This window comes from Bacillus sp. JZ34, assembly GCF_053903205.1.
This window is the reverse complement of sequence record NZ_CP096403.1, coordinates 785698-808387: the sequence shown is the minus strand read 5'-3', so window position 1 is coordinate 808387 and position 22690 is coordinate 785698. Positions and strand designations below refer to the sequence as shown.

The following is a 22690-nucleotide window of genomic DNA, read 5'->3' as shown; positions in this document are numbered from 1 at the left end:
AGGAAAATGCGTTTTTTGCCTGACAAGTTGCCACCATCTGTCTTGAAGGCCGCCAGAACTCTTGATATAGTTTTCATTAGGAAATTGTTATAGGTCTTAAAGGAGAAGCGATATGACAGGAAAAACACACATCATGGGAGGGGTCGCTTCTTGCACGGCTGCTGCTTATTTTTACGGATATGATCCAGTGTTCATGACAGCTTCGGGCGTTATCGGAGCATTGATTCCGGATATTTGCCATACAAAGAGCAAGATCGGCAGAAGGCTACCGATTTTATCAGCAGTGGTCAGTTCTGTCTTCGGGCACAGGACGTTTACACACAGCCTGCTCTTTTTGCTCATCACGGCATTTGCGGCACATTTATATTTTACAGATCAGAGCATTTTTGTCGGATTGATGGCCGGAATGGCGAGCCATCTGCTCCTTGATGCCGGGACTGTAAATGGCATCAAACTTTTCTTTCCGTCCGCCATTAAGGTTCGGCTGCCCCTTTATATTAAAACCGGCGGGAAGGCGGAACAAGGCGTTCTGGCTGTGCTCACCGTTGTTTCGTGCTATTTTATTGCGAACTTGATCGCCTGACGAAAGGGACGGTTTGACCGATTGCTGTATTATGCTTTGTTCAGTCGTTTTATCTTGGTGTTCTTTACCTGCGGGGATTATATGTGAGGAGCTATTTATATGAAAGAACAATTTTTTAAAAAGCAGTGGTTTTTATGCCTATCCATATTTTTTATGTGGATGAAAACGTACTTCATCTACAAGCTGGGCTTTAATTTACAAATTGACAACGCACTTCAGGAATTGATCCTGTTTATCAACCCGCTTAGCTTTCTCATCCCTGTACTCGGCATCAGCCTCTTTTTTCGCGAAAAAACGCAGCGCCTCTATTTAATCGGGGCTAATGTCGTCCTGACGGGCATCTTGATTGCAAACAGTATTTTCTATGGTTTCTACATCGATTTCATCACTGTTCCCGTCCTGTTCCAGGCAAAAAACCTCGGGGGGCTTGGGAGCAGTTTTCAGGAGCTGTTCAATCCGGTTTTCATCGCGCTTTTTCTGGATTTGGCTCTTTTAGTCTGGCTGGCAAAAACGCGCACAAGAACCGGCAAAAAGCTTTCCGCTAAAGCCGTTAAGATCTACTACGCGGCAGCCGCCGGCACGGTACTGTTTAATCTCGCCCTGTCGGAGCTGGATCAGCCGAAGTTTTTAAGCTACTCCTACGACAGGGAAGTGCTTGTAAAAAACATCGGCTTATATCAGTTTCATCTGTTGGACGGCATTTCACAGACTTTTAATTTGACACAAAAAGCGGTCGCTGATGAAAACAGCCTGGCAACGATCGAGAACTACACAAACGCTGACTACAGCAAACCGAACCAAGATATGTTCGGGATTGCCGAAGGACGAAACGTCATCTTTGTAACGCTTGAATCCACTCAGACATTTGTCATTAATGAAAAGGTGAACGGCCAGGAAATCACACCGTTCTTAAACAAATTCATTCAAAAAAGCTATTATTTCGACCATTTTTATCAGCAGACCGAACAGGGAAAAACGTCCGATTCGGAATTCATTGTCGCCAATTCGCTCTATCCGTCTCTGAGCGGTTCGGTGTTTTTTACGAAGAGCGAAAATGCGTACAATTCGATGTATAAAACACTGGCAAACCACGATTACAGAACATCGGTTTTCCATGCCAACCATAAAAAATTCTGGAACAGGGACGTCATGTACAAAGCCCTTGGCATCGACAGCTTTTATGACGTCTCCCATTTTCATGTGACACCTGAAAATTCAACGGGCTGGGGGCTGAAGGATAAGGAGTTTTTAACGCAATCGGCCGACTTGATGAAAGACTTGCCGCAGCCCTTTTACAGCAACCTGATCACATTGACGAACCACTTTCCGTTTCAAATTGATGATAAGGATAAGCTGATCGATGAATACGACTCGGACAGTGAGATTTTAAACCGGTATGTCACGACGGTACGCTATGAAGACGAATCATTGAAGCATTTCATTGCAAAATTGAAGAAAAACGGCCTTTACGACAATTCCGTGATCGTCTTCATGGGAGATCACTACGGCATATCAGAAGCGCACAACGATGCGCTGGCTCAATTTTTGGGCAAAGACGAAATCACCCCTTACGATACCGTTCAGCTGCAGCGTGTGCCGCTGATTATCCACATTCCGGGGGTAACGGATCAAGACCCGAAAACGATATCTGAAACAGGCGGCCAAATTGATGTCAAACCGACATTGCTCCATTTGCTCGGAATTGATACAAAAGGCATGATTCAATTCGGTAATGACCTGTTTTCGAAAGAAAGAATGCCTTTCGCTGTGTTAAGAAACGGTAGCTTTATAACAGATGATTATATCTACACGAAAAATACGTGCTACAGCAAAAAAACCGGGGACATGATCAACGACAGTGAGGACAAATGCGGTCCGCTCATAGAGAAGGCGAATCAAGAGCTTTCCCTTTCCGATAAGATTATTAACGGTGATTTGCTGAGATTTTATAAAAAATAATCCGTCCCCTTTAAGCCGGATTCCCCCGGCTTAAAGGGGCTGTTTAAATTGAGGGACAGCTGGGTATTATATACCGAATGTTAAAAATGAACTTGCGGTTTTGCAGTTCCTTCGTTACCCTAAATAAAAAGAGAAGTTATTTCGAGTACCGATTATTTCATAAAGTGTTATAAAAAATGATAAATAAGAAGGTTTTAATATGAGTGAAACACAGCATAAGACAAATCAATTGCCGATTGTTGCCGTCTTGATTATGGGGACTTTTATCGCCATTTTGAATCAGACGCTATTGACGACGGCTTTGCCTCCGATCATGAGGGACTTAAACATTACGCCGGGGCTTGCCCAATGGCTGACGACCGTTTTTATGCTCGTGAATGGGATCATGATTCCAGTTACGGCTTTTTTAATTGAAAAATTCACGACGAGAAAGCTGTTCATGGCGGCAATGTCTTTATTTACGGCTGGGACTCTGATCTGCGCCTTGTCATTCAGCTTTCCGGCGCTGATTGCAGGACGCGTCGTCCAGGCGGCCGGCGCGGGCATTATGATGCCATTGATGCAGACGGTGCTTTTATTGATTTTCCCAAAAGAAAAGCGTGGATCAGCGATGGGAATGGTCGGGCTTGTGATTGCCTTCGCTCCCGCTGTCGGACCGACCTTGTCAGGCTGGATCGTCGACCGCTACCCTTGGGAAGTATTGTTTTATCTGTTGCTTCCGTTTGCCGTTATCGACATGATTGCCGCACACTTTATTTTAAAAAATGTCACCGAACAGACGTCACCTAAGATGGATGTTACTTCCATCATCTTGTCTTCACTTGGCTTCGGCGGCATTTTGTACGCCTTCAGCAGCGCCGGTGTTGCGGGCTGGACGGGTGCGGACGTGCTGGCTGGCTTCGCGGTCGGCAGCGTTACGCTGTTTTGGTTCATTTGGAGGCAGCTCCATTTGGATGAACCGATTTTGGAATTCAGGGTATTTAAATATCCGATGTTTACACTTGCGACGATTATCGGGATGGTCGTCTTTATGTCGATGATCGGAGCGGCGACGATCGTGCCGATGTATATGCAGGATATGCGCCATTTCACGGCGATGGAATCGGGAATGATGCTGTTTCCGGGAGCTGTCGTGATGGGGCTGATGTCTCCGATTACCGGAAGAATTTTTGACAAAATCGGCGCGCGGATCTTGAGCATCACCGGTTTGACGGCGATCTTCGTGACCACATTGCTCTTGACCCATCTGACAAAGACGACGCCTTTTGCGTATTTGTCTGTCGTCTATGCGATTCGGATGGTCGGCATGGGGATGGTGCTCATGCCTGTTACAACAGCCGGCTTGAACCAGCTCCCGCGCCATTTGATTCCTCACGGAACGGCCATGAACAATACGATGAGACAGATGTCCGGATCGATCGGGACGGCTGTTCTCATCACCATCATGACACAGCGTGCGCTGGCCGATCCTGCCGGTCCGTCTTCGGATACGGCGATGATTCACGGCGTCAATCTGGCGTTTATGACCGCGGCCGCATTGTCGGGAATCGGATTGGTTCTCTCATTCTTTATTAAGCAGCACCGCCGCGGACGGCTCGACGGCAGCAGAAGGAAACAAGCGAAAGGCCGCTTGGCCATTCATGAAAAATAATAAATCCCGGGTTTTTATGAACCCGGGATTTTCTTATGCTTATTCGAATCCGTGAACCATTGTGTCAGGATCGGGACCGACGCGCTCATCTTTGTTAAGAGCGTTGATTTTTTCGATATCTTCCGCTGTTAATTCAAAGTCAAATATGTCGGCATTTTCAATAATGCGGTGTTCTTTGATTGACTTCGGAATGGTAATGACTTCATTTTGCAAATCCCAGCGCAGGATGACTTGAGCGACGGATTTGTTGTATTTTTTAGCGATGTCAGTCAGCACTTGATCATCGAGGAGTTTTCCCTGCATGAGCGGAGACCATGCTTCCACCTGAATGCCCTGCTTTTTGCAGTAGTCCCTGAGCTCAGCCTGAGTCAGCCGCGGATGGAACTCAACCTGATTGACCATCGGTTTAATTTCCGCATCTTCCAATAAGCTTTCCAAATGGTGCAAATTGAAGTTGCTGACGCCGATCGCTTTTACTCTGCCGTCTTTGTACAGCTTTTCAAGCGCGCGCCACGTATCTTTATATTTGTCTTTTCCAGGCCAATGAATCAAATATAAATCAAGGTAGTCAAGATCGAGTTTTCGAAGGGTTTCATCAAAAGCCGCCAATGTTTTTTCATATCCCTGATCGCTGTTCCAAACCTTTGACGTGATGAAAAGCTCTTCGCGAGGAACGCCTGCTTCTTTAATCCCTTTGCCGACGCCTTCTTCGTTTTGATAGATAGCGGCTGTGTCAATGCTCCGGTATCCGTTTTTAATGGCTGCTTTCACAGATTCTACAACTTGGCTGCCTTCTTCCACTTTGAAAACTCCAAGTCCGAACCATGGCATTTTCACACCGTTATGTAATGTCACAGTATCCTTTAAACTGCTTACCATTTTGAACGACCACCTTTCTTTTTTTCATGCTTTTAAACGCACCGCTGTTATTATCTCACACTGGGTGGATTTTACAAAACAACTTGCTCAACCGGCTTCATAAGCCAAAGCGAGCGCACCGGTGATTCCCTGATCGTCGCCGAGACCCGGCGGTACGATGTATCCTTCAAGATCAGGCAGGTCAACATATCCGTTCATATATTCGGCAAGCTTTTTGCGAATCAGCGGGAACAGCTGCTGCTGCTTCATGACACCGCCGCCCATGATGATTTTTTCAGGGCACAGGATCAAGATATATTGCATGAGAGCCTGCGCTAAGTAGTCGGCTTCAATCTCCCAAACTTCCTCGTTTTCAGCCAAATCATTGCCCTTTTTCCCCCAGCGCTTTTCAAGCGCCGGACCCGATGCCATTCCTTCAAGGCAGTCCTTGTGATACGGACAGATTCCTTCAAACGTATCGTGCGGATGCCGTCTAATGAGAAGGTGACCCATTTCAGGATGGAGCGTGCTCTGCACGAGCCGGCCGCCGACAATCGCTCCTGCTCCGATTCCTGTACCGACTGTAATATACAAGCAGCTTTCCAATCCTTGCGCCGCTCCTTTTGTCAGTTCGCCAAGCGCGGCAGCGTTTACATCAGTCGTAAACGAAACCGGTATGCCGAGCCTTTTTTTCAACTCGGGAATAAACGGGTACCCCTTCCAGGCTAATTTCGGCGTATTGGTTATGTATCCGTAATCCTCTTTATCTTTTGCAACGGATATAGGTCCAAAAGAGCCCACTCCCATTGATGTGAGCTGATACTTGCTGAAGAAATCAGTCAGTTTTCCAATAGTCTCTTCAGGAGTCTCCGTCGGGATCGTCAGCCTGTCAATGATTTCTCCTTTTTCTGTTCCAACTGCACAAACAAACTTTGTGCCTCCTGCTTCTATTGCACCGTAATGTTTCATCCTCTCGGCTCCTTTTCATCTGTTTGAATTGCTTTAATTGAATCATAAATCAGACGATGAAAGAAAGCAATCGCACTGAACAATGATTCACCAGAGCATGGGAGCTTTTGATGCTGACGGAAGAAAGCTTCCCGAAAATGTGACAGTTTTCAAACAGCTGCAGCGGTTGTTCTTTCGCTTAAAGAGGCTTCTGCCCGCTTAATTTCAACTGTGAAAAAGAGGATTTTTTCAGGCCCGCTCGAAGCTTTAATGAGGAGGGATATCATGAAGCATCCATTCCACACTTACCGTTCTTTATTTCCGATATTGTCTGGTCATGTTCACCTTGCCGCATGCTCCGGCAGCGCGTTGGCTCTGCCTGTTGCCAAAGCGGTTGATGAGTATCAGAACGGCCTTTTAACAGCCGGGGCAGACTGGAAAGCGCATCTCGACAAGATGGATGAAGCCAAGGAAAAATTTGCCCGGCTGATCGGTGCCGAAAAAGAAGAGATAGCCGTTTTGCCGTCAGTATCTGACGCAGTGGCGGCTGTCGCTGCTTCATTGCCGCAGCCACCACACCGAAGGCAGATCGCCTTCACGGATATCGATTTTCCTGCCGTCGGCCAAATTTGGCTTGCGCAAGACCGCTTCAAAGATCACCTCATCATCATTCAGAGCGAAGACGGGATGATTGACTTGGAACAATACGAAAAAGACGTTACCGATCAGACGCTCTTGACTTGTGTACCCCATGCCGGCTATCGGAACGGGTTTAAACAAGATGTAAAACAGATTGCCGAGATTGTTCATCAAAAAGGATCGCTTTTATTTGTCGACGCCTATCAAACCGCCGGACACATTCCGATTCATGTCAAAGACATGGATATCGACATCCTTGCGGCGGGGACGCGCAAGTACATGCTCGGCATTCCCGGAACGGCTTTTTTGTATATGAAACGCGAACTTTGCGGACAATTTGAGCCGAAGACGGCCGGCTGGTTCGGCAGGAACAAACCATTTGCCTTAGATTCATGCTTTGCGGAAGGTGCGAAACGCTTCGAGTCGGGGACACCGTCATTTATCAGCATTTACGCGGCAGACGCGGCACTGAGGCTGCTGCTTGAAGCAGAGCCCGGCAGGATCGAGCCCTACCTGCGGGAGCTCGCGGCATTCTCTTTGCAATACGGGGCGGAAAAAGGCCTGAAGATCATAGGCCCCGAGACCGTACATAACAGAACAAGCCTGATCTCGGTGTATGCCGAAGAGGCTGGCCGTATGGAAGCTCTCTTGCGTGAAAAGCATATCATCGTCTCAGCGCGAAACAACGTCATCAGAATAGCCCCGCATTTTTACAATACAAAGGAGGAAATCGGGTTTGTGATGGATGAGATGGCGGCGCTCTTTAGTTAACCCTGCTTCAAAATAGACAGAATACGATTTTTTCCTTAAACTATAAAAAACAATTTTCATCAAGGAATGAGACAAATTGGAGCTTTATATTGACGGAGAAATAGAAAAGCAGAGGAAGTCACCGTGCCAAAGCGTCTTGTTTGCCATTTTGGCTGTTTTGCTTGCGTCAGGCATTACCATCGGATATATCGTGTATACGCATTTTTACTCGATGAATCATCTGCCGAAAGGAAATTGGATTCAGTCTTCCGCTTCGCCGAATCAAGCATACAACCTGAATTTGTATAGCGTGAATAAAGGCGGGGGAACGAACTCCCCTTCCGTCAGAGGGGAATTGACAACGGTTGCCACCGGTGAACGAAAAAACATCTATTGGGGATACGAAGAAGAACATGTCAAAATCGAATGGCAGGACAAATACCATGTGTCCATCAACAACAACGTGCTGGATGTCAGAACTGATATATATGATGGAAGAAGAGAGTGACAGCGTCACTCTCAGCCTTTGGAAAAAGTTTGTATGACCGCTCGTATAAGCCGCTGCATCTCCATGAAATGGACAACAAAACTGTGGTTTATTTACTGAAAAAACGTAATATACGTTCATTTACGTATTGAGGCTGTTCCATTGATAAAACGTGACCTGCCTGTTTTATGATTTCCGCTTCAATACCTGGAACTAATGTTGAGGCGCGATGTAAGGCTGATTGCGGGTCATAGATGACTTCATGCTCACCCAGCAATAATAGAATAGGGACTTTTACTGATTTTAATTCGTCGTCAGTGAAAACATACGGAAATCCGTCGGCGTTAGGCCTTGGCTGTCTTAATCCATCCTGCCACATTACGCCTGCATGAAACTGCTCTGCAAAAACCGGGTGTAACACATTACGATCTGTCATCATCCAATTTAAGAAATTCTCTACTCCATCAGGCTCTGTGAGGCTAAGAGCGTATTGATAAAAATCGTGATGAAACGGCAAAAATGTTTCCGCGGGACTAAGGATCGCTGCGCTCTCTACTCTCTCTGGCGCACGTAAAGCGAAATTCATCGTATGAAGCCCGCCAAGCGAAAGACCAACCATGTGCGACTTCTCTATCCCCAAAGCGTCGAACACTTCGAGAAGCCAATCAGCGTAACCCGCCCTCGTACCGCATAAATCTGCAGGGATGCTTTTGTTCTTATCACCTATGATATCAATTGCGTATGTTCGGTATTTGCTGCTCCAATCCTCGATATTGGGGTACCACATAGTGGAACTGAATAATGCGCCGTGAAGCAATACAAGCGGCGGGGCATCTTCAGGTCCGCTTGCAACAATATGCGTTTGGCCGAAACGGGTAGATACGTAGAAAGTTTTGTAATGAACTGGCCAAAGACCAAGGCTTTCCTTATAAGCCCGAAAATAGCGAATGCCGCTGTCACTTAAATCAGGGGTAATCGGTGAATGGTTTGACATGAAATATTTCCCTCCCAATAAATCCTCTTCAAATGAATATGCCGTTTCGTGCAGGGGAGTTTGTCATTATATATAACAGACTCTATATATAATATATTACAGAATAAATTAATCATCAAATCCCAATTTTAAAAAGCTTTATATTATGATACAGAACTATAAAATTTAATATAACAGATTTTAATTAACGATTTCGATTTCGTAATCTCCTGCATGTAAAATGAAAATAGAAAATATGTTATATATCCTCAAGAAAAAGAGAAGCGATTTGATGAATAAAAGCTTTTATATTATTTAGCCAGACCACTTTCCTCTATATACGCTGGAAATCATTTCATTTTTGTTTAAGATGACAAACTCTTTAACCTGCCAGAATATGAAGAAGATTGCCACAGACTCAGCCTAGTGTAGAAAAGTTTGTAAATAAAAAAACTTATGGAAACAATGGTTTCTCCAAAAAAGAGAGTGACACCGTCACTCTCTTTTCGTATACATATCATTTGAAACACCGTTTAAAAAATGCGTTTCCTTTCCAAGGGAAAAGAGATGGAGCTCATGCATCGCCCTCGTGCACGCCGTATAAAACAGAGTTCGCTCTCTCTCTTTTTTGTATTGTTTTTCAGAAGCGTCATAAATGACGACGGCATCAAATTCGATCCCTTTCGCCAAATAGACGGGAATGACGATCACGCCTTTTTGAAACGTTCTCGTTTCTTTATCGATCAGTTTAAGCTCTGTATGCTGCTGAAGATGCCGGAACGCATCCCTGCATTCCCGGACTGTTTTACAGATGACTGCAATCGTCTCAAGTCCTTCTTTTTGAAGGGCGGTTATAAGGGAAGCCATCTGTTTATGGTGTGCATGAAGGTCGGCCGATATTGTCAAAGTCGGTTTTTTGCAGTTCCTGTTAAAGGCTTCGATCTCTTCGCCTCCCTCGATGATGCGCTTTGTCAATTCAACAATTTCTTTCGTCGACCTGTAGCTGCGCTTCAAGGTGATGATCTCCGTTTTTTCGCCTTCAAACACGCCTCCCGACAGGAGCGTCTTATCGTGATACGCATGGGCAAGAATCGCCTGGTTTAAGTCTCCCAGCATTGTGATGCTGCACGCGGGAAACAGGCTCTTCAAAAAAGCAAGCTGAAAAGGCGTGTAATCCTGGGCTTCATCAATGAATAAATGGCGGATTGCCCTGTTTTTTCTCCCGCCTGTCAGCTGGTTTTTCATATATAAAAAAGGGACGGCATCTTCATAAGGCAGCTTCTCAAAACGAAAGCTTTTCCGGGTGAATGTGCAAGTGCTTTGCCAGTCATCAGGACGGGTTTGCGGGGTATAGCGCCCGGAAAAAAGCTGAAGGTACGTTCCTTTAAAATCAATAAAGCCGAACGCTTTTACCGCTTGCTTGAGCGGTTTGAACTCCCTTTCGGCAATGATAGCGGCAAGGAGGTTTTGTTCCCTTTCATAATCGTCAAACGTATTCTCCGTAAATCGCTGTTCTTCCTGAAGACGTTTATAGGCCTTTAAATATTCCTCTTTATCCAGCAGCTCGCTTTCCTCGATGACCCAGTCTTTTTTTCTTTCTTGGCGTTCGTATTTGTTCAGCAGCTGTAACAGCCATTTCCCCGTTTTTTCAATCCGGTTGGACAGCGTATCTGCATGATCAAGGGCCGCGAAAAATTCCCGCACCTGATCGCTTGTAATGATCCTTTTTCCGCGAAAGGCGATATGTTTAAACACCAGATCCAGACGCCCTTTTGCCAAACATTTGACATAATCATCGATAATGCCTTTGAAGGCCAGACCTGATTTCAATTCGATTGATTTCATCCGGATGCGCTGCTCCTCATCGTCTGAAGCCGTTAAACAATATTCGAGCTGATCGAACGGAGTCTCGCACGAAACCTGCTTTCCAAGGCGGCGCGCCACAAATTCCTGGAATGTCTTCTGCTGGATGTTTTCCTCTCCGAGCTCAGGCAGAACATTGGCGACATAGCTGTTAAAAAGCAGGTTTGGAGAGAATAGCAGCATCTGGCTCGACTCGATCTGCCCGCGACCGCGGTACAGCAAATACGCAGCCCGCTGCAATGCCGCCGACGTTTTTCCGCTGCCAGCCGCTCCCCGAACAATTAAAAAGCGGCTTCTTTCGTTCCGAATAATCTGATTCTGCTCTTTTTGAATTGTGGCGACGATGCTTTTCATCTGAATATCTGCCTGCTGCCCCAGGACTTCCTGAAGAACTTCATCTCCAATCGCCATATCCGTATTAAACATCGCTTTCAGCCGGCCGTTTTTGAAGAGAAATTGCCTTTTCAGCTCAATCGTTCCCCTGACCGTCTCGTCCGGAACTTCGTATTGAGCCGCACCGGGACCATAGTTGTAAAACAGACTGGAAATCGGCGCTCTCCAATCATAAATCAAAAACCGCTCTTCTTTTTCGTCCATTAAAGAGGCGAGTCCGATGTAGACGGATTCAGCGTTTTCTTCGCCGTCCTCCAAAAAATCTACACGGCCGAAATAAGGCGATTCTTTCACTTTTAACAAGTTTTTCAACTCGTTGTAAAACTGCTTATGACTCCTTTCCCTTTCAGCCAAAAACTCAGCCTGCTGTTTAATGCTAAAAAATGTTTCAACCGCTTCGTTTTCATCGGCCAAGTTTACGGTGACATCGCTCCAGAAATGTTTCCGTAAATCGATGATATCCTCCTTCAATCCGCCGGTCTTTCCCTTTAGAGAATGAAGCTTCTGATCCAATTCCTTTAAAACAAGCCGGATTCGTTTTTCCTCTTCCAGCCATTCCTGACCGTTTTCCTGCACGCTGACCACTCCCTAAAAAGATTTGACATCAAAAAAGATTCATGATAAAATAAAAATGGATAATACTATAATATTTTAAATTTTATGTTAAAATACACTTCATCTTATCATATAACCTTTGGTCAAATCAATATAAAAAGCCGATTTTTCAATCAACGAAAAATCGGCTTTTTTCTATTCAGCTGTGGGACCGCAGCGAACGATTCGGCAGCTTCCAGTTAAACATGTACGAACATACGCGGCATGCGACCAGCAAAGCAAACAGGATATACAGCGTGAGCGGCTTCTCCGCCCAGCCCATGCCGATAATGAATCCGCCCAAAGCGGCCCAAACGGCGTAGATCTCGGTTTTCAGCACGAGCGGCTTTCTTCCAGCCAAAAGATCCCGGATCATTCCGCCGCCGCTTCCTGTTAAGACCGCCGCAACGATCACCGCGCTGACCGGATGGTTCATGTGAACGGCATAAAGCGCTCCTTGTATCGCAAATGCGGCAAGACCGATCGCGTCTGAAAAGCTCCCCCAGATGCTCCAGTGCTTTAACAGGAGCTTAGGAAACAAAAAAACGATCGTGATCGAAACAAGAGCGATTAGAAACAGGCTCCCCTGCTCCCACAAGGCGGACACCGGAACTCCGATGAGCAGGTTTCTGATCGCCCCTCCGCCGAACGCCGTCACAATCCCCAATATATAAACTCCTAAAATATCATACTCTTCTTCCATTGCAACGATCGCTCCGCTGATCGCAAAAGCGACGGTACCGATGATGCTCAACACTTCCCAAGCCATCTAAGGTGTCCTCCATACTAAACTTCAATCTTTTTGATTTTATAACTTCTCCAACCTTTAAATCAACCCTCTCTGAATCAAAATATCTTATAATATAAAAAGACGTTTTTAAAGGGGTGGAAACATGGAACAGGAGATCATCATCGAAAAAGCGAAAGCCGGGTGGGCTCAGGAATTTGCAGCTGAAAAACAGCGGCTCACGGATGTCCTCGGAAAAAAAGTTCTCGCTATCGAACATATCGGCAGCACCTCTGTTCCCGGTCTTGCGGCAAAACCGGTGCTCGATCTGATGGCCGGCGTCAACAGTCTCAGCGAAGCTTCAGCCTGGATCGAACCGCTTGAGCAGCTCGGTTATGAGCACGTATTTCACGAAGCCTTCCCTGCCAGGCGCTTTTTTCGAAAGGGAATGTGGAGGGCGGGCACACACCATCTGCACGTATATGTTTTTCAAAGCGAAGAATGGAAAAACCAGCTGAGATTCCGAAATTATTTAAGAAAGCACTCCGCCGAGCGGCAAGAATATGAAACATTGAAAAAAACCTTGGCGCGGCGCTTTCCATATGACCGCACCTCGTACACAAAAGGAAAAGAATCGTTCATTAAAGACGTGATTGAGAAAGCAAAACATTTGGAAAGGAGTGGCCCGGTATGCTGAAAAAGACAAAACATAAATTGCTTACAATAGCCATCGCCTTCATTATGGCGGTCTTGTTATACTACTATGTCCAAGTCACGAAGTGAAAGCGGGCATTATACGCGCAAGGCCATTCGGACCGTTTTGAGGATATGCCCTTCAAATTCTTCATCATATTCGGAGACATCCTCAAAACCCTTCGCCTTGTAAAAGTTTTTTCCGGTACGGTTTTCTGTTTCAACCTCTACAAAGATCTTTTTTACTCCCTCCAAATGTTTTAGCCCCTCTTCCAATAATGCGGTTCCGGATGCCTTTTCCTTGGTATTCCGGGGCTAAATAAATGGCAGCGAGATAGGCCTCCCCTCCTTCTCTTACAAATGAGTAGTTAACAAAGCCGACGATTTTTCCGTCCGCTTCTGAAACGAGCATTAACGAGTGTTCCAAACGCTGCTGCATTATCTCATCATTGTACGCTTTCTCTAAGAATTTCTCTTGAATATCGAAAGGGATTATCCCTTCATAAGTGTGATTCCAGCTTGTTTTGGCAATCTGCTGCACTTGTCGGATGTCTTTCTTTTTCATTTTACGAATCTTAAATTCCATCCTCATCATCCTTATCCATTTAATAATTTCCAAATATTATAGCATTCATTTTGTTGAACATGTAAAAAAAGAGCATTGTCAGACAATGCTCTTTTTACTCATCTTTCCCCTTGAGAAAGCACATAAAAATGATAATCAAAATAAATGCGATAAGGGCGAGAAACGGAATCGTGATGAAACCGAACCAATTGATATACTGCCCTGAGCAAGGCACTCCTGTGACACACGGTTTAATACCGTTGAATCCGGGAATTTTTTGTTCCATGTAATGCATCAGGGAAATGCCTGCGCCGATCACCGCCATCGGCAGCACGTATTTTTTCACGCGGGCATCGCCCTGAAATGTCGCAATTCCAAGGATCAGCACGAGCGGATACATCATAATCCGCTGATACCAGCACAGTTCGCAAGGAATGAATTTACGGATTTCGCTGAAGTACAGGCTGCCTAGTGTCGCCGTTAATGAGACGATCCAGGCGCCGTACAGAAAAAGCAGTTTATTTTTCATCAGACTGGCCTTTCAGCTCTTTGGCGATCGTTTCTTTGATTTTGTCATAATCAAACGGTTTGTCGATTTTTACGTCGTTGACAAAGATCGTCGGCGTCGAGTCTACACTGTATTTGCTGATGAGCGAATTGTCCGTTTTTAATTGCTCAGAGAACGTTTTGTCATTTAAGCTGCTGATGAGCTTATCGCGTTTGATTTTCGTATTCGCTTCCGTGATGTCCGCCAATTTTGCCGGCGTCGCCCACTCGTTTTCCATCGTGTCATTGTCAGGCTGCGCTTTGTACAGTGCTTCATGGAATTTCCAGAATGAAGCCGGGTCTTCCTTCCATACTTGCTCGGAAGCGAGGGCGCTCAATTCAGAGCCTCTGCCGTGCTGTTCATTGACGAAGTTAATATATGAAAAATTAACTTGATCTTTATCGATGTAATCCTTTTTCAAATCCGGAAAGACGGTCTCAGTCCACTGTTTGCAGCTTGGGCATTTGTAATCTCCGAATTCTGTGATCGTTACAGTCGCATCTTTGTTGCCAAGAAGCGGCTGTCCTTCAGTTGAAGGCTTGTCATCAAAGGTTTGCGAAGCATTTTGGGTTTGATTGTTGAGTACGACAAGTGCGCCGATCAGAAAAACGACCACGACTGTCATAATCACTGCAAATTTCATCGGTGACTGCTGTTTCTTCTTCACTTAGACACCTCATTATTCTTATTTTTTAGTACGCCAGTTTGATAACCTCTTTCATTTTAACAAGACAAGCCGCATTCGTGAAGATGCTAAAAAAGGAATTTCCAGTTCATTAGGTGGTAAAAAAGTTACATTTCTTTTACTTTTAAAACCCTCATCGCATTTAAAACGGCTAAAAGGGTAACACCGACGTCTGAAAAGACGGCTTCCCACATCGTTGCGATGCCGAAAGCACCCAAGATGAGAAAAACACTTTTAACGCCGAGCGCAAAGATAATATTCTGCCAGACAATCGCCCTCGTCCGCTTAGCAATGCTGATGGCTTCTGCAATTTTTGAAGGCTGGTCAGTCATGATCACAATATCAGCCGCTTCGACTGCCGCATCAGAGCCAAGGCCTCCCATGGCAACCCCGATATCCGCTCTCGCCAAGACCGGCGTATCGTTGATGCCGTCTCCTGCGAAAAGCAGCTTTTCTTTTGGAAGCTTTTGCTTGTCAAATGCTTCAATGCGGTCCACCTTGTGCTGTGGAAGAAGCTCCGCATGCACTTCATCAATGGACAGTTCCGCGCCGACCGCCTCGCCGGTTTCTTTCGCGTCACCCGTCAGCATCACCGTTTTTTTAATCCCCGCTTTTTTCAAAGCAGAGATCGCACGCTTGGCATCCTCTTTGATTTCGTCTGCGATAACAATCGAGCCGATAAACATATCGCCGGCGGCTACATAAACAACGGTACCGATTTCGCTTTCCTCTTGATACTGTATGCCGAATTTCTTCATGAGCTTGGCATTGCCAGCCAAAATGACGGCTCCGTCTACAACCGCTCTGACGCCGAAGCCGGCCGTCTCGCTGTAATCTTTGATGCGATCCGCTTGGACTTCCTTCCCGTATGCTTCACGGATCGACTCGGCGATCGGGTGGCCTGAGAAATGTTCGGCAAGCGCCGCATATTCAAGCAGTTCCTCTTCTTTGACACGGCCTGCCGGCGACAGCTTAACAACGGCAAATTCGCCTTTTGTTAATGTGCCTGTTTTGTCAAAAACGGCGTATTTGACATCATTGAGCGCTTCTAAATAATTGCCGCCTTTTACGAGTATACCTGCTTTTGACGCCGCCCCAATACCGCCGAAAAAGCCGAGCGGAATGGAAACGACAAGTGCGCACGGACAAGAAATGACCAAAAAGACGAGGGCCCGGTACACCCAATCCGACAGCGCGGCTCCGGAAATGATCAGCGGCGGGACAAAAGCGAGAAGAAGCGCGACTATGACAACAAAAGGCGTGTAGTACTTGGCGAATTTGGTGATAAAGTTTTCTGTTTTCGCTTTTCTGCTGCTGGCATTCTGGACGAGGTCAAGAATCTTTGAAACGGTTGATTCACTGTATTCTTTGTCCACTTTCACTTCAAGCACTCCGTTTTTGTTGACAAATCCGCTCAGCACCTCTTCGCCGGGTGCGGCTTCTCGTGGAACGGATTCCCCGGTTAATGCGGACGTATCGACAAGCGATTTGCCCGCTCGCACTTTGCCGTCAAGCGGGACTTTCTCTCCTGGCTTGACGATGATGATATCACCCGCTTTAACCTCATCGGGAGATACTTTGACCGTACCGCCTTCCGTTTGAAGATTGGCATAATCGGGACGGATGTCCATCAAATCGCTGATCGATTTCCTGGAGCGGCTGACCGCGGCTCCCTGGAACAGCTCGCCTACTTGATAGAACAGCATTACCGCCACGCCCTCGGGATACTGCTGAATGATAAATGCACCCAGAGTGGCGATCGTCATTAAAAAGTGCTCATCAAAAACCCGGCCGCGAAAGATGTTTTTGACGGCTCTTAATACGACATCACCGCCGATGATGAGGTAAGCAAGGAAAAAGAGAATCCACTCAGCTGCGGTACCGCCGGGAAGCAGAAAGCCTGCCGCGCCGAGAACGGTGCCTGCAGCCAGTCTTGCGATCGTTTTTTTAAACCGGCCATCACCTTCGGATGGAGCCTGTTTTGTCCCTTCCTTCAACATCACGTTGACGTGCGGTTCGATCTCGGTTACTTTTTTCTTTATTTTTGAAGAAATGTCTTCGCCGCTGTTTTGGTCGACTTTGACAGTCAGCGTGCTTGTTGCAAAATTGACTGAACACGCTTCAATCCCTTTCATACCGGCTATCTCATGCTCAATTTTTTGTGCGCAATTGCCGCAGTCGAGACCGTTTAACATGTATTCCTGCTTCACCTTTTCCATCTCTCTCACCTTTCTTTTTCAGCGCCGGGCTTTATTTTATATATGAGCATATACGCATATATTATTTATCCTTATTATATGCTTCATTCGAAAAATGTGTCAATCGATCTTTGTTATCATACGCACCGGACTGTTTCCGCGTTTTACCCTGCTTTCGCGCCTGCGAAACTCTGCTGGCATATTAGAAGCGATGCCCAAATATACTTAGTTTAGCTATTAAACTAACAAGCTTTTTTTCATAAGGAGTGAGCGTTTTTGAAAAAATCGTGTCTGATGATCATCTGCCTCTCCCTTCTTCTCGTTTTTTCCGCAGGCTGCAAAAGCGGCACCAACGCCGGCGAAAAGCATGCTGAAGAAATCAAAGTCTGGGATTATTTCACCGGCAGACAGCAGGAACTTTATCATGAACTTGTCGACCAGTACAATCGGTCTCAGGATCGGTACAAAGTCGTAACAGAGTACATTCCTTTTAATGAAGTGAAAAAGCAGCTGTCTGTCGGAGCAGCCGGCAATGCCATGCCTGACGCCGTTTTCCTTGACAATGTCGACAATGCCTCATTCGCCGCCATGGGCGTGCTCGAAGATTTGACAGAGAAAGTCGAGCAATGGGGGCAGGCTGACCGGTATTATGAGGGGCCGCTCTCATCAGCCGTATATGAAGAGAAGTACTACGGCATCCCTTTCGCAAGCAATGCGCTTGCTTTGTTTTACAACAAAGACCTCTTGAAGGATGCAGGGATTTCCAAGCCGCCTGAAACGTGGAGCGAGCTGAAAAAAGCAGCAAAAAAAACGAGCAAAGGCCAAACGAAAGGATTTGCCCTGTCAGCCGTCAAATCAGAGGAAAGCGCTTTTCAATTTTATCCGTTCCTTTTGTCTTCCGGAGCAGATTTAAAACAGCTGCATTCAAAAGAAGCAGCCTCTTCCCTGCAGTTTTTAACGGATCTGGTCAAAGAAGGCGCAATGAGCAAGGAAGTGTTAAACGCCACCCAGGATGATCTGGCCAGACAGTTTGCAGCAGGTCAGCTCGCTATGATGATCAACGGCTCCTGGAATATTGAACGGCTGAAAGAAGCCGGTCACTTACATTACGGGATTACCTTCATCCCGAAGGATCAAACATTCGCTTCCGCCCTTGGCGGGGAAAATATGGCAGTCGTTAAAGGAAAAAACACCGACGGCGCCTGGGATTTCATCACTTGGCTGATCGATCCGGAGCGGCTCGAAACGCTGACCGCGGAAACAGGTGTATTCCCGCCGCGTAAGGATTTGCTCGAATCATCAAGTCATTGGAAAACAGATGACAATTTAAAAGCCTTCATTCCAATCATGGAGATTGCATCAGCCCGCGGCCCTTCGAAAAACTGGCCGAAAATTTCGGAAGCTTTACAGACGGCCCTGCAGGAAGCATTGAGCGAAAGCAAAACGCCGAAAGAAGCGCTGGATGAGGCCGCACAAAAAATCAACGCCTTAAACTAGCTTTAAGCGCACGAAGGAGTTTTGACATGATCAAAGCCATCATTCGTAAATGGGAAGGGTGCTTCTATTTGTTCCCGGCCGTTCTTTTTATGCTTGCCCTTATCGGTTATCCTCTCATCTACAACATAATTCTCAGCTTTCAAAACGTGTCGCTTGCAAATATAGCATCAAAGGATATCAGCTTTATAGGAATCGACAATTATCAGCGGCTTGCCCAGGATAAAGTATTTTGGGCATCTTTAAAAAACACGCTGCTCTACACGGCTGGAAGCGTCGTTTTTCAGTTTGCAATCGGCTTTTTGCTCGCTTTGTTTTTCAGCATGAAATTTCGGCTTGCCCCGTTTCTCAGGGGATTGATGATGGTGAGCTGGCTCATTCCGCTGACGGTTACGGCGCTTTTATTCAAGTTTATGATGGCTTCAAATGAAGGCGTGTTCAATCAGCTGCTCCTATCATGGGGAATGATCGACAATCCAATCCCCTGGCTGTCAGATCCGAAGATTGCCATCTGGTCCGTTATTATCGCCAACATCTGGGTCGGCATTCCCTTTAATATGCTGCTCATATCCGCCGGTCTCAGCTCCCTTCCGGAAGACGTCTATGAAAGCGCAAGCCTTGACGGCGCCAATGCTTTTCAGAAATTCATTCATCTGACCCTACCCTTATTGCGGCCGGTGATCACCGTCGTCATGATGCTCGGCTTCATTTATACGTTCAAAGTGTTCGACCTTGTGTTTGTGATGACTGGAGGCGGCCCCGTGCACGCCACTGAAGTCCTGTCAACCGTCAGCTACCGCTACTCCTTTGACGAATTTCAATTCAGCATGGGCGCAGCAAGCGCCAATGTCCTGTTTTTCATTCTTCTTTTGGTCAGTCTTGTCTATTTGCGGCTGATCAAAAAAGATGAGGTGATGTCATGAAAACGAAGCAAAAGGAATGGCTCTTTAACATTATTGGCGTCCTCGTTACGGCCGGCTTTTTATTCCCCGTTTATTGGATGATCGCCACAGCTTTCAAAAGCGAGGCAGAATTGTTTAAAACACCGCCTTTATTGTGGCCCGAGACATTCCGGACGGCCGGCTTCGAAGCTGTGTTCACTTCAGGCATCGCCGGATACTTTTTGAACAGCCTGCTGATTTCCGGGGCGGCTGCCGCCATCGTTCTCATATTGGCCGTTCCTTCCGCCTACGGCTTGGCGCGCTTTCGGATCAAGGGCAAAAAAATGTTCATTTTACTGTTTCTCATCACGCAAATGCTGCCTGCCACCGTTGTTTTGACTCCGCTGTTTATCGCCTTTAATCAGCTGAACATATTAAACACGTATATCGGACCGATTTTGACGGGAGCAACGCTCGGCGTTCCTTTTTCGGTATTAATGCTCAGAACTTTTTTTCTCGGGATTCCCAAGGACCTTGAGGATGCGGCCAAAATCGACGGCTGCAGCCGTTTTACCGCATTCATCCGCATTATTTTGCCTATCAGCGTACCCGGGATTGCCGTCAGCGGAGCGGTTTCCTTCTTTTTCGCATGGGGAGATTTGATTTACAGCATGACATTCAACCGAAATCAGGAGCTGTGGCCGCTGACGGCCGGCATTTACAATGTGATCAGCCAATACGGAATCCAGTGGAATGATCTGATGGCATTTGCCGTTTTATCGGTTTTGCCTGTCATCATCATTTTTATACTGCTTCAAAAGCAGCTTGTTAAAGGTCTGATCAGCGGTTCCATCAAGTAAAAAGAAAGGGTGTTTTCGATCATGAAATTTTCAGACGGCTACTGGCTGACGCGCGAAGGATATCACATCAACACGCCAAAAGAAGCCTACGACCGAATGATTGATCAGCAATCATTGACTGTATACGGGCCTGTCAAAGCGGTTCAAAAGCGCGGGGACACGCTGGACACCCGCATGCTCACCGTCAGATTTTCGAGTCCTCTTGAAGACGTGATCCGTGTGCAAGTGTCCCATTTTCAAGGGGAAACGCCTCGCAAGCCCGAGTTTCAGCTGGATATGACAGACGTTGAGCCGGTTATCTCCGAACAAGATGATGCGCTGACCTTCCAAAGCGGCAGCCTGTGCGTTGAGGTGAGCAAAAGCGGTTGGCGCTACCAATTTTCACGTGATGGACAGAGCCTGACCGCAAGCGAATCGAATAGCCTCGCCTATATCACGAGCAATGACGGGCGCACCTTTATGAGGGAACAGCTCAACATCGGCGTCGGCGAATTGATCTACGGTCTCGGCGAGCGTTTTACGGCATTCGTGAAAAACGGCCAAACCGTAGACATCTGGAATCAGGACGGCGGCACAAGCACGGAGCAGGCGTATAAAAATGTGCCGTTCTATTTGTCAAACAAAGGGTACGGTGTTTTTGTCAATCATCCCGAGCTCGTTTCGTATGAAATCGGTTCTGAAGTCGTATCCAAAGCGCAGTTTTCGGTCGAAGGGGAAACGCTTGACTATTTTATCATCAGCGGTGCTGAACCGAAGGATGTTTTGAAACGCTATGCGTCGTTAACGGGAAAACCGGCGCTTCCCCCGGCCTGGTCTTTCGGCCTCTGGCTGTCCACATCGTTTACAACCGACTATTCTGAGGAAACCGTGACCCGTTTCATCGACGGGATGACCGAACGCGGCATCCCGCTCAGCGTGTTTCATTTTGACTGCTTCTGGATGAAAGAATTTGAATGGTGCAATTTCGAATGGGATGAACGATATTTTAAGCAGCCTGAAGCTATGCTCAGCCGCCTGAAAGATAAGGGGTTGAAAATATGCGTCTGGATCAACCCTTACATCGCCCAAAAATCGAAGCTTTTTCAGGAAGGAAAAGAACACGGCTACTTTTTAAAAAACAGCCGGGGGGATGTGTGGCAGTGGGACCGGTGGCAGGCCGGCATGGCAATCGTCGACTTCACCAATCGAAAAGCGCGTGACTGGTATTGTTCAAAACTTGAAAGCCTGCTCGACATGGGCGTCGACTGTTTCAAGACCGATTTCGGAGAACGGATTCCGAGAGACGCGGTTTACTTTGACGGATCAGACCCCGACAGAATGCACAATTATTATTCTTTTTTATACAACAAAACCGTATTTGACCTGTTGAAGCAAAAGCGCGGCGAACGGGAAGCGGTCGTGTTTGCAAGGTCGGCGACGGCCGGAGGCCAGCAATTTCCCGTACACTGGGGCGGGGATTGTTTTGCCAGCTATGATTCAATGGCTGAAAGCCTTCGCGGCGGCCTGTCGCTTTCCCTTTCAGGCTTCGGCTTCTGGAGCCACGATATCGGCGGATTTGAAAGCACGGCAACAGCCGATTTGTATAAGCGCTGGACCGCATTCGGCCTCTTGTCGACGCACAGCCGCCTGCACGGGAGCGAATCATATCGCGTTCCGTGGCTGTTTGACGAAGAAGCGGCCGATGTGATGCGGTATTTTGTCAAACTGAAGCACAGGCTGATGCCTTATTTGTACGCCGCCGCGCATGAAGCGCACGCTGAAGGCATTCCGATGATGCGGGCGATGCTCCTCGAATTTCCCGGGGACAACACTTGCCACTGGCTTGACAGACAGTACATGCTCGGCGGAAGACTCCTCGTCGCTCCCGTTTTTCAGGAAGACGGCGTTGTCCGTTATTATTTGCCAAAAGGCACCTGGACACACCTTTTGACGGGAAAAGAGATGGAAGGCGGAGAATGGAAAGAAGAACAGTACGGGTATATGGGGCTTCCCCTGTTCGTCAGGGAAAATACGCTGCTGCCGCTCGGGCAGGAATCCGGGCGACCTGATTATGATTATCTCGACGGTGTGACGTTCTGCCTTTACCAATTAAAAGACGGCTGCACAGCCGAACAGACGATTTACAATGAAAAGTGCGAAGCAATGACAGTCAGAGCTTCACGGCATGAAAATACGATTACCGTGAAAACAACAGGCGTCCAAAAGAAATGGAAGCTGCTCATCCGCGATCTGTCTGTCACTTCTGTCATAAACGGCGCAGCGGAAGCGCTTCAGGAGGGAACAGCAATTCAGCCAAAAGAAAAGGACCGGGATGTCTTCATTTTTTTCTAAAAGGAGTGATC

The 22690-nt window shown here is 46.8% G+C and carries 18 protein-coding genes and 1 pseudogene; 10 read left to right on the top strand and 9 right to left on the bottom strand.

Going from position 1 to position 22690, the window contains the following annotated elements; all coding sequences use genetic code 11:
- Window positions 1–112 precede the first annotated feature (112 nt).
- From M1D90_RS03950 to M1D90_RS03940, 3 genes are all read left to right on the top strand, one after another.
- The gene (locus M1D90_RS03950; RefSeq protein WP_020452928.1) at window positions 113–583 is read left to right on the top strand and encodes a metal-dependent hydrolase; all 471 of its coding nucleotides are present in this window, start codon (window positions 113–115) and stop codon (window positions 581–583) included.
- 99 nt (window positions 584–682) lie between these two features.
- Entirely contained in the window at window positions 683–2542 is a 1860-nt protein-coding gene (locus M1D90_RS03945) for an LTA synthase family protein (protein ID WP_020452929.1), read from the top strand.
- 199 nt (window positions 2543–2741) lie between these two features.
- A complete protein-coding gene (locus M1D90_RS03940) occupies window positions 2742–4193 on the top strand; it encodes an MDR family MFS transporter (protein ID WP_149169302.1) in 1452 nt (483 codons plus the stop codon).
- Window positions 4194–4232: 39 nt separating this feature from the next.
- Here the strand turns inward: M1D90_RS03940 and M1D90_RS03935 are convergent, their stop codons facing one another.
- Together M1D90_RS03935 and M1D90_RS03930 are read right to left on the bottom strand one after the other, a co-directional pair.
- Complete coding sequence (locus M1D90_RS03935; protein WP_146874740.1) at window positions 4233–5072, bottom strand: aldo/keto reductase; 840 nt, start codon at window positions 5070–5072, stop codon at window positions 4233–4235.
- Window positions 5073–5159: 87 nt separating this feature from the next.
- The gene (locus M1D90_RS03930; RefSeq protein WP_020452932.1) at window positions 5160–6020 is read right to left on the bottom strand and encodes an ROK family protein; all 861 of its coding nucleotides are present in this window, start codon (window positions 6018–6020) and stop codon (window positions 5160–5162) included.
- A 264-nt stretch (window positions 6021–6284) separates the two neighbouring features.
- Between M1D90_RS03930 and M1D90_RS03925 the strand changes: the two genes are divergently transcribed.
- Complete coding sequence (locus M1D90_RS03925) at window positions 6285–7409, top strand: aminotransferase class V-fold PLP-dependent enzyme (protein WP_105979808.1); 1125 nt, start codon at window positions 6285–6287, stop codon at window positions 7407–7409.
- A gap of 76 nt (window positions 7410–7485) precedes the next feature.
- Entirely contained in the window at window positions 7486–7896 is a 411-nt protein-coding gene (locus M1D90_RS03920; RefSeq protein WP_219191948.1) for a DUF5412 domain-containing protein, read from the top strand.
- A gap of 88 nt (window positions 7897–7984) precedes the next feature.
- On the opposite strand, the gene M1D90_RS03915 is transcribed toward M1D90_RS03920, so the two are convergent.
- From M1D90_RS03915 to M1D90_RS03905, 3 genes are all read right to left on the bottom strand, one after another.
- Window positions 7985–8869, bottom strand: coding sequence for an alpha/beta fold hydrolase (locus tag M1D90_RS03915; protein ID WP_101561473.1), 885 nt, complete (start codon window positions 8867–8869; stop codon window positions 7985–7987).
- A 474-nt stretch (window positions 8870–9343) separates the two neighbouring features.
- Window positions 9344–11680, bottom strand: coding sequence for an RNA polymerase recycling motor HelD (gene helD, locus M1D90_RS03910; protein WP_456283151.1), 2337 nt, complete (start codon window positions 11678–11680; stop codon window positions 9344–9346).
- A gap of 178 nt (window positions 11681–11858) precedes the next feature.
- Window positions 11859–12467: a trimeric intracellular cation channel family protein gene (locus M1D90_RS03905; protein ID WP_003185205.1), complete on the bottom strand. Its 609-nt coding sequence runs from the start codon at window positions 12465–12467 to the stop codon at window positions 11859–11861.
- A 124-nt stretch (window positions 12468–12591) separates the two neighbouring features.
- Here M1D90_RS03905 and M1D90_RS03900 point away from each other — a divergent pair, with 124 nt between their 5' ends.
- Window positions 12592–13122 carry a GrpB family protein gene (locus M1D90_RS03900; RefSeq protein ID WP_025809899.1) on the top strand — a complete coding sequence of 177 codons (531 nt, stop codon included), beginning with the start codon at window positions 12592–12594 and terminating at the stop codon, window positions 13120–13122.
- A gap of 95 nt (window positions 13123–13217) precedes the next feature.
- Here the strand turns inward: M1D90_RS03900 and M1D90_RS03895 are convergent.
- The 4 genes and pseudogenes from M1D90_RS03895 to M1D90_RS03880 all read right to left on the bottom strand — a co-directional run bounded on the left by M1D90_RS03895 (window position 13218) and on the right by M1D90_RS03880 (window position 17134).
- Window positions 13218–13704 (bottom strand): annotated as a pseudogene (locus M1D90_RS03895) (N-acetyltransferase family protein).
- A gap of 94 nt (window positions 13705–13798) precedes the next feature.
- Window positions 13799–14212 (bottom strand): disulfide oxidoreductase, encoded by a 414-nt coding sequence (locus tag M1D90_RS03890; protein WP_003185211.1) that lies wholly within the window; start codon window positions 14210–14212, stop codon window positions 13799–13801.
- Entirely contained in the window at window positions 14202–14897 is a 696-nt protein-coding gene (locus tag M1D90_RS03885) for a thioredoxin domain-containing protein (RefSeq protein ID WP_020452939.1), read from the bottom strand. The genes M1D90_RS03890 and M1D90_RS03885 overlap by 11 nt, the downstream gene beginning before the upstream one ends.
- Before the next feature lie 125 nt (window positions 14898–15022).
- Window positions 15023–17134, bottom strand: a complete 2112-nt coding sequence (locus M1D90_RS03880) for a heavy metal translocating P-type ATPase (RefSeq protein WP_105981224.1) — start codon at window positions 17132–17134, stop codon at window positions 15023–15025.
- 255 nt (window positions 17135–17389) lie between these two features.
- On the opposite strand from M1D90_RS03880, the gene M1D90_RS03875 reads away from it, so the two are divergent.
- The 4 genes from M1D90_RS03875 to yicI are packed head-to-tail and all read left to right on the top strand — an operon-like array spanning window position 17390 to window position 22679.
- Window positions 17390–18610: an ABC transporter substrate-binding protein gene (locus tag M1D90_RS03875; RefSeq protein ID WP_456283150.1), complete on the top strand. Its 1221-nt coding sequence runs from the start codon at window positions 17390–17392 to the stop codon at window positions 18608–18610.
- Between the two features lie 26 nt (window positions 18611–18636).
- Window positions 18637–19530 (top strand): carbohydrate ABC transporter permease, encoded by an 894-nt coding sequence (locus tag M1D90_RS03870; protein ID WP_023856274.1) that lies wholly within the window; start codon window positions 18637–18639, stop codon window positions 19528–19530.
- Window positions 19527–20348 carry a carbohydrate ABC transporter permease gene (locus M1D90_RS03865; protein ID WP_023856275.1) on the top strand — a complete coding sequence of 274 codons (822 nt, stop codon included), beginning with the start codon at window positions 19527–19529 and terminating at the stop codon, window positions 20346–20348. The genes M1D90_RS03870 and M1D90_RS03865 overlap by 4 nt, the downstream gene beginning before the upstream one ends.
- Before the next feature lie 21 nt (window positions 20349–20369).
- Window positions 20370–22679, top strand: a complete 2310-nt coding sequence (gene yicI / locus M1D90_RS03860) for an alpha-xylosidase (RefSeq protein ID WP_456283149.1) — start codon at window positions 20370–20372, stop codon at window positions 22677–22679.
- Window positions 22680–22690 lie beyond the last annotated feature (11 nt).